Source organism: Rhodopila sp. (assembly GCF_965277165.1).
Lineage (GTDB): Bacteria > Pseudomonadota > Alphaproteobacteria > Acetobacterales > Acetobacteraceae > Rhodopila.
In genome coordinates, this window is record NZ_CBDICE010000004.1 from 1 (window position 1) to 6,744 (window position 6,744).

General features: G+C 64.7%; 7 protein-coding genes. 6 read left to right on the plus strand and 1 reads right to left on the minus strand.

Annotated features, from left to right (window positions below; genetic code table 11):
• The 6 genes from ACQY4Y_RS00320 to ACQY4Y_RS00345 all read left to right on the plus strand — a co-directional run.
• Positions 1-1,510: hypothetical protein (locus ACQY4Y_RS00320; RefSeq protein WP_428488582.1), on the plus strand; the 1,510-nt coding region annotated here is incomplete at its 5' end.
• Between the two features lie 100 nt (positions 1,511-1,610).
• Positions 1,611-2,258 carry an HAD family hydrolase gene (locus tag ACQY4Y_RS00325; RefSeq protein WP_428488583.1) on the plus strand — a complete coding sequence of 216 codons (648 nt, stop codon included), beginning with the start codon at positions 1,611-1,613 and terminating at the stop codon, positions 2,256-2,258.
• A 146-nt stretch (positions 2,259-2,404) separates the two neighbouring features.
• Positions 2,405-2,695 carry an RNA chaperone Hfq gene (hfq, locus tag ACQY4Y_RS00330; RefSeq protein WP_428488584.1) on the plus strand — a complete coding sequence of 97 codons (291 nt, stop codon included), beginning with the start codon at positions 2,405-2,407 and terminating at the stop codon, positions 2,693-2,695.
• A 116-nt stretch (positions 2,696-2,811) separates the two neighbouring features.
• Positions 2,812-4,083, plus strand: a complete 1,272-nt coding sequence (gene hflX, locus ACQY4Y_RS00335) for a GTPase HflX (RefSeq protein ID WP_428488585.1) — start codon at positions 2,812-2,814, stop codon at positions 4,081-4,083.
• Positions 4,084-4,135: 52 nt separating this feature from the next.
• The gene (locus ACQY4Y_RS00340) at positions 4,136-4,882 is read left to right on the plus strand and encodes a haloacid dehalogenase type II (RefSeq protein ID WP_428488586.1); all 747 of its coding nucleotides are present in this window, start codon (positions 4,136-4,138) and stop codon (positions 4,880-4,882) included.
• Positions 4,883-5,063: 181 nt separating this feature from the next.
• Positions 5,064-5,387: an ester cyclase gene (locus ACQY4Y_RS00345; RefSeq protein ID WP_428488587.1), complete on the plus strand. Its 324-nt coding sequence runs from the start codon at positions 5,064-5,066 to the stop codon at positions 5,385-5,387.
• Positions 5,388-5,648: 261 nt separating this feature from the next.
• Here ACQY4Y_RS00345 and ald read toward each other — a convergent pair.
• Positions 5,649-6,744, minus strand: a 1,096-nt coding sequence (ald, locus tag ACQY4Y_RS00350; RefSeq protein ID WP_428488588.1) for an alanine dehydrogenase, incomplete at its 5' end; no start/stop codon positions are given.

A 6,744-nucleotide genomic window follows, 5' to 3' on the forward strand; every position in this document is an offset into this window, starting at 1 on the left:
TCAATGCTCCGGAACCGGCGCGCAGAACTTGGACGTCGTCGTATCAGGGGAGGTCGGCGTATCAGGGATCGGAAACACAAGGCGTGAGATGGCAGTCGAATGTAACCTGACGATCAGCTTCGCGACGACCGGCAACAGTCTGGCCTATCTCGGTGGGGGCTGGGCGCGGTCGGAGGATGCCTTCACCTGGGGCGTCGGCGCGGAAAGCCATCTGATGTTTCCCCGGCTCGCCGAGGCGGACGAGTATGTGCTGACGCTGGATGTCGTTCCGTTCGTTCACGCGCCGGATTTGCCTAGTCAGCGGCTGATTGTCTCGGTCGATGACAGTGTCGTCGGGTCGAGCGAGATCAGCCGCCCGACCTTGCTGGGCTTCCGTATTCCGGCCGGCGTCGCCCGCCGGGCCGAACGGGTGGTGGTCACGCTGCAGCACCCGGATGCCGCTCGCCCGCGCGATTTTTCCGATATCGCCGATGATCGGTCGTTGGCATTCGCCGTGTTCGAGGCGAAGCTGCTCAAGGTTGCGCATGCAACCGCCGCTCAGCATCGGCGCTTGCCGACCGGGTTGATGCTGGGTGCGTCGCAAGCGCCGGGCTTTGGCGTGCGTGGCGGTGGCGAACTGGCGGCGTGGGCAACGAGCAGCACCGGACTGACCCTTCCGCAGATCGCTCTGAGGTTCGAATCGCTTGGCGAGAACTGCGAATTTGGCCTTTTCCAGCGGCGCTGCGACGCCGAACCGCTGGGCTTGCTGCGGTTCTCCAGCACATTCATGCGCAACCTTATCCGCGGCATCGACAGCGGGTTCACCGGCCTGGGCGAGATCGATGATATCGAGCCGCGACTGGAAGGTGAATCCCGCAAGGAATACATGATCCACGAGAAAAAATTCGGCTTGGTGTATCATAGCTTTGTCTATGAGGGGCAGCGCAGCGTCTGGCTGATGCGTGAACAGGAATCGGCTCGGTTACGGTTTCTGCGCCGCAAATTCGTCGAGGAACTCGAAGCCGCGGACAAGATCTTCGTCTATCAGTTCGGGTCAGCGGTCTCCGAAGCCGAGATTCTGCCGTTGCACATGGCGCTGAACCGGCATGGTGAAGCGACCCTGCTGTGGGTGGTGCGGGCCGAGCGTGACCGGCCGGCGGGGATGGTGGAGGTGATCATGCCCGGCCTGTTGAAGGGCTACATCGACCGGTTTGCTCCGGAGCAAAATGCGCACGACCTATCGTTCGACGGCTGGCTGCGGGTGTGCGCCAACGCCTGCGTGCTGGCGCGCCTGCAGCGCCTGGCGTTAAAGGTTGATGACCAGGGGGTTGATGATCAGGGGGTTGATGATCCGGGGGTTGATGATCAGGCCCCGGGCCTGCCGATCCATGTCGACCCTGCGTCCGGCGCCTTGTGCGGCGTTGTTGCGAATGATGGCGTCGCGGCCCCAAGCGGTTTGAACCCTGGCGACCCGATAACCGCGGCCGACGATGACGAGCCGCGCTTCAAGTTCGGCGCAAGCAGTCCATGATGGGGCTGGCCATGCCGGGGCTGGGCATGCCGGCACTGGTCATGATGGGGCTAGCCATGACGGGGCTGGCCATGACGGGACTGGTCCGCGTGCAACTCTGATGCGGGATCACCGGCCGTCTGTGCTGCTGTATGACTGGGACAACACCCTAGTTGACGGATGGGCCGGCATCACCGCCGCGCTGAACGCAACATTCGCCGCGTTCGGCCACCCGCTTTGGACTGTGGATGATACCCGACACCGGGTCCGTGTCTCGTTGCGGGACAGTTTCCCAGTGATGTTTGGCGACCGATGGCAGCAGGCTCGCGACATCTTCTACGAAACCCTGAAGCAGCAGCACCTGGACCATGTCAGTCCGATGCCCGGGATGCCCGAGGTGCTGGAGGCGGGGACCGGCTGGCCGCAAGGCGTAATTTCCAACAAGGCCGGGGCATTCCTGCGGCGGGAAGTGACCCATCTGGGATGGGATGGGTTTTTCGCCGCCGTGGTGGGTGCCGGCGACGCCGCCGCCGACAAGCCCGATCCGGCGCCGATTTGGCTTGCCCTGTCGCGGTTGGGCCGAACCGGCGACGCCTCGGTTTGGTACATCGGCGATACGGCGCTGGACATGCAGGCGGCGCGCGCCGCCGGCGCCACGGCTGTACTTATCGGCAACGCGGATCACGATGGGGGCGTTGAACGCGCTGCCCCGGATATCCATTTCCCCTCGGCTCATGACCTTCGCGCACGATTACGTGAGCTTGCGTGAAGGGGGCGAGATGTTAGAGTATCGAAACTCGGTCGGCCGTGCCACGAACCGTCCGGGTCCTCGGTTCAAAGTGAACGCGCGCGTCGAACTCGCACCCAGAACTCGCAGACACAGAACTGGCTCCTAGAAAAAGAAGGATTGTGGCCGTGGCCAACGAGAAGTCGCAGAATGTTCAGGACGTGTTCCTGAACCACGTGCGGAAAAGCAAAACGCCGGTAACGGTTTTCCTTGTGAACGGTGTCAAACTCCAGGGGATCATCACCTGGTTTGACAATTTTTCCGTTCTGCTGCGCCGGGATGGGCATACTCAACTGGTGTATAAGCACGCCATCAGCACGGTCATGCCGGGTGCACCGATTCAGTTGTTCGATGCGACCAAGGTGGAAGGCGCCGCGGCGCCGGCTCGGGAACTCAGCGGCGTGACCGGGAACGATTGATTGCCCGACCCGTGAAGGCTCGATCGGTCAAACCGGTTTTTTCACACCTGGCTGATCCGCCGACCCGTGATGCCGCGGTTCCAACGTCGGCTGGGTCGAACGGGCGGGCGGATAGCATGATCGGTGCGGCTGTCATCCTGCCTTGGGAACGACAGGCGCGGGATTTGCCCGGGGTCGAGCAGCCGCGCGCGGCTGAGGCTCGACTTGCCGAGGCGGTGGGTCTGACCGCATCGATCGGGCTGATCATCAGGCATACGGCAATACTGCCACTTCGCACCCGACGCCCGGCGATGCTGTTCGGCGAAGGTCAGGTGGCGACCCAGGCGGAGGCGATCAGTCGGAACGATATCGAGGTGGTGGTTGTCGATGCCGCGCTGTCGCCGGTGCAGCAGCGCAACCTGGAGCGCGCCTGGAGCTGCAAGGTGATCGACCGCACCGGGCTGATCCTGGATATTTTTGGCGAGCGCGCCGCCACCAAGGAGGGCACGCTTCAGGTCGAGCTGGCGCATCTGGCCTATCAACGCTCGCGGCTGGTGCGGTCCTGGACCCACCTGGAGCGTCAGCGCGGCGGCTTCGGCTTCCTTGGCGGTCCCGGCGAGACTCAGATCGAGGCCGACCGGCGGTTGATCGACGATCGCCTTGTGCGGCTACGAAAGGACCTGGAGCAGGTCCGGCGCACTCGCGGTCTGCACCGATCGGCCCGCCGGCGGGTGCCGTTTCCCGTGATCGCCCTGGTCGGTTACACCAATGCTGGGAAGTCCACGCTGTTCAATGCCCTGACCGGGGCCGAAGTCACCGCCCGAGACCAGTTGTTCGCGACGCTGGATCCAACGATGCGTGGGCTTCGGTTGCCATCGGGGCGGCGCGCCATCCTGTCCGATACCGTTGGATTCATCAGCCAGTTGCCGCACGAACTGGTCGAGGCCTTCCGAGCGACGCTGGAAGAAGTGGCGGAGGCGGATGTGATCCTGCATGTGCGCGATGCGGCGCACCCCGAAACGGCGGCGCAGCGCGGCGACGTCATCAAGGTGCTGGACGACATGGTGGCCGACGGCACGCTGGACCCGGCATGGCCGGATCGGACGATCGAGGTGCTGAACAAGGCGGACTTGCTGGGCGGCGTGGCGGCAGTGCCGCTGCGCGACGGCGCGGTCGCGGTCTCGGCGGTGACCGGCGACGGCCTCGATGCGCTGCAAGCCGCGATCGATGGCGCGATCGCCGAGGGGATGGAGGTCGCCGACTATGACATTCCGCCACAAGACGGCGCCCGCGTGGCATGGCTGTATCAGCACGGCGAAGTGGTCACGCGTTCCGACGACGACGTCGCTGTGCACATGAAGGTGCGGCTGCTGCCGGCCGACCGCGCCCGGTTCGAGCGGCGGGGATGACCGGCGGCGGCTGCTACCCCGGGGACACCAGGATGACGTTCGGAGTGTTGTGGTGACGATCAAGGCGCTGGTGTTCGACGCCTATGGCACGCTGTACGACGTGCAGTCGGTCGCGGCGGCCACCGAGGCGGCGTTCCCCGGTCATGGCGAGTATATCACCCAGGTTTGGCGGCTGAAGCAGTTGGAATACACCTGGCTGCGCTCATTGATGGGCCGTTACGAAGACTTCCGCGTGGTGACCCGCGATTCTCTTCGCTATGCGCTGGATACGGTGGGCTTGCCGGCCGAAGCGACTGTGATCGACGGCATGGTCGAGGCGTACAACACGCTTTCACTGTACCCGGAGGCGGAGCAGGCGCTGCGCCAGCTTGAGGGCAACCAACTGGCGATCCTGTCCAACGGCAGCCCTGGCATGCTGGCGGCGCTGACGCGCAACAGCGGGCTGGACAAGGTGTTGCAGGCGGTGATCAGCGTCGATGCCAAAAAGGTCTACAAACCCGACCCTCGCGCCTATTCGCTGGTCGGGGATCGGCTTGGCGTGCAGCCGGAGGAGGTGGTGTTCGTCTCCTCGAACGGTTTTGATGTCGCCGGCGCGCGGTGCTTCGGGTTCAAGGTGGCGCGGATCGAACGGGTGGCGCCAGCCGCGTTACGAGGCGAACTGATTGGGGGCGCGGCGGTTGGTCCGGCGGCGATGTTCCGGGCCTTGCGTACGCAGGATGAGGCGCTGGGGTTCGCGGCCGATGCCGTGGCCGGTTCGTTGCTGGATTTGTCCGGGCTGATTGGCAGCGCGATACGATAGTTGCCGTGCTGTTATGCGATTGGTCCGTAGTCAGTCAGCCGACCGCCGCTGTGGCACCAGGCTACACGTAGGGCTGAATGGTGGGACTGAGGCTTGCCGGCAATCAAGACGTTGACCTTACTCCGCGGAGCATCGCGCCATGGCATCGAGGAAGGACTTTTTCCTGCGGATCGCAAGGTCGATGGCCGCCGGCGATATCGGTCACGTCGCCGAGTGGTTCACGGAAGACTTTAAGCTGCATGATCCTTCGATCGGCGGCTTTCGATCGGGTCATGATGGTGCCAGAGACATGTTGCGCTCACTCGCCGAGCACGTCCCTTGCGCGCGGATCGATGTCCTCGACATGGTGGAAGAGGGCGACAAGGTCGCGGTACGGTGGCTCTTCGCGGGAAACAAGGATGGTAGTCCCGTTTGTTTGTCGGCAGTAGCGATCTACCGCTTCGATGGTGACCGCATTGCGGAGGATTGGGGAATTGCGGCTAAGGCGGAGTGGCCGATGAGATGACGGCCATGAAATACGCCCCGTTCACCTGTCCCACGGCCCGCAAGCGGGGTTTGCCTTAATCGTTGCGGGTATCCTCCGCCTCGATGACGGGGCGGGCGAAGATCAGGGCGGCATCCTCAAAGTCAACGCCGTGATCCTGGAGCTTGGAGGCCCGTTTTTCCCCGTCCCACTCAAAAGCCTTGTTCGATAATACACAAATGTGAACACAAACTCGAGCCGAAAGTCTCGAAATCCTGCGGCGCGCTGATCGCGTGGCTCGGGTCAACTGACCGCCACCACCGGGACCAGGACCTCCCGCACCGCGGAATGGTGCAGCGCCAGCGCCTGCGCCACCGCGATATGCGTCACCTGACCGCGGTGGATGTTCAGCCCCGAGGCCAGGTGCGGATCGTCCAGCATGGCCTGCCGCCAGCCTTTGCCGGCCAGCGCCAGAACGAACGGCAACGTCGCGTTGGTCAGCGCGAAGGTTGACGTGCGCGCCACCGCCCCGGGCATGTTGGTCACGCAGTAATGCACCACGCCGTCCTCGATATAGATCGGATCGGCGTGCGTGGTCGGCCGGCTAGTCTCGAAGCAGCCGCCCTGATCGATGGCGATGTCGACCACCACGGAACCCGGCCGCATGCGGCTGATGATCTCGCGGCTGACCAGCTTGGGGGCCGCGGCACCGGGCACCAGCACGGCGCCGATCACCAGGTCGGCGGCCAGCACCGCCTGCTCGATCGACTGCGTGGTGGCAAACAAGGTTGTCGCGCGCGGGCCGAACTGCAGATCGAGTTCCTTCAGCCGGGTCAGCGACTTGTCGATGATGGTCACGCTGGCCTCCAGGCCGACCGCCATCCTCGCGGCGTTGGTGCCGGACACGCCGCCGCCCAGCACCACGACCTTGGCAGGCGGCACACCGGGAACACCACCCAGCAGGATGCCGGCACCGCCCTGTTCGCGTTCCAGGCAACGCGCCCCGACCTGGACCGCCATGCGGCCGGCCACTTCGCTCATCGGCGCCAGCAGCGGCAGCGAGCCGGCGCGATCTGTGACGGTTTCGTAGGCGATGCAGGTGGCGCCGGAGCGCATCAGCCCGTGGGTTTGCAACTTATCGGCGGCGAGATGCAGGTAGGTGAACAGGATCTGGTCGCGGCGCAGCAACGCGATCTCCGGCGGCTGTGGCTCCTTGACCTTGACGATCATCTCGGAGGCGGCGAACACCTCGGCGGGCGTTGCGAGGACACTTGCGCCGGCATCGCGATAAGCTCCGTCGTCGAAGCCGATCCCGGCGCCGGCCGCGCGCTCGACCACGACCTGATGGCCGTTCTGGATCAACTCGCGAACCCCCGCCGGGGTCATGCCGACGCGGTAC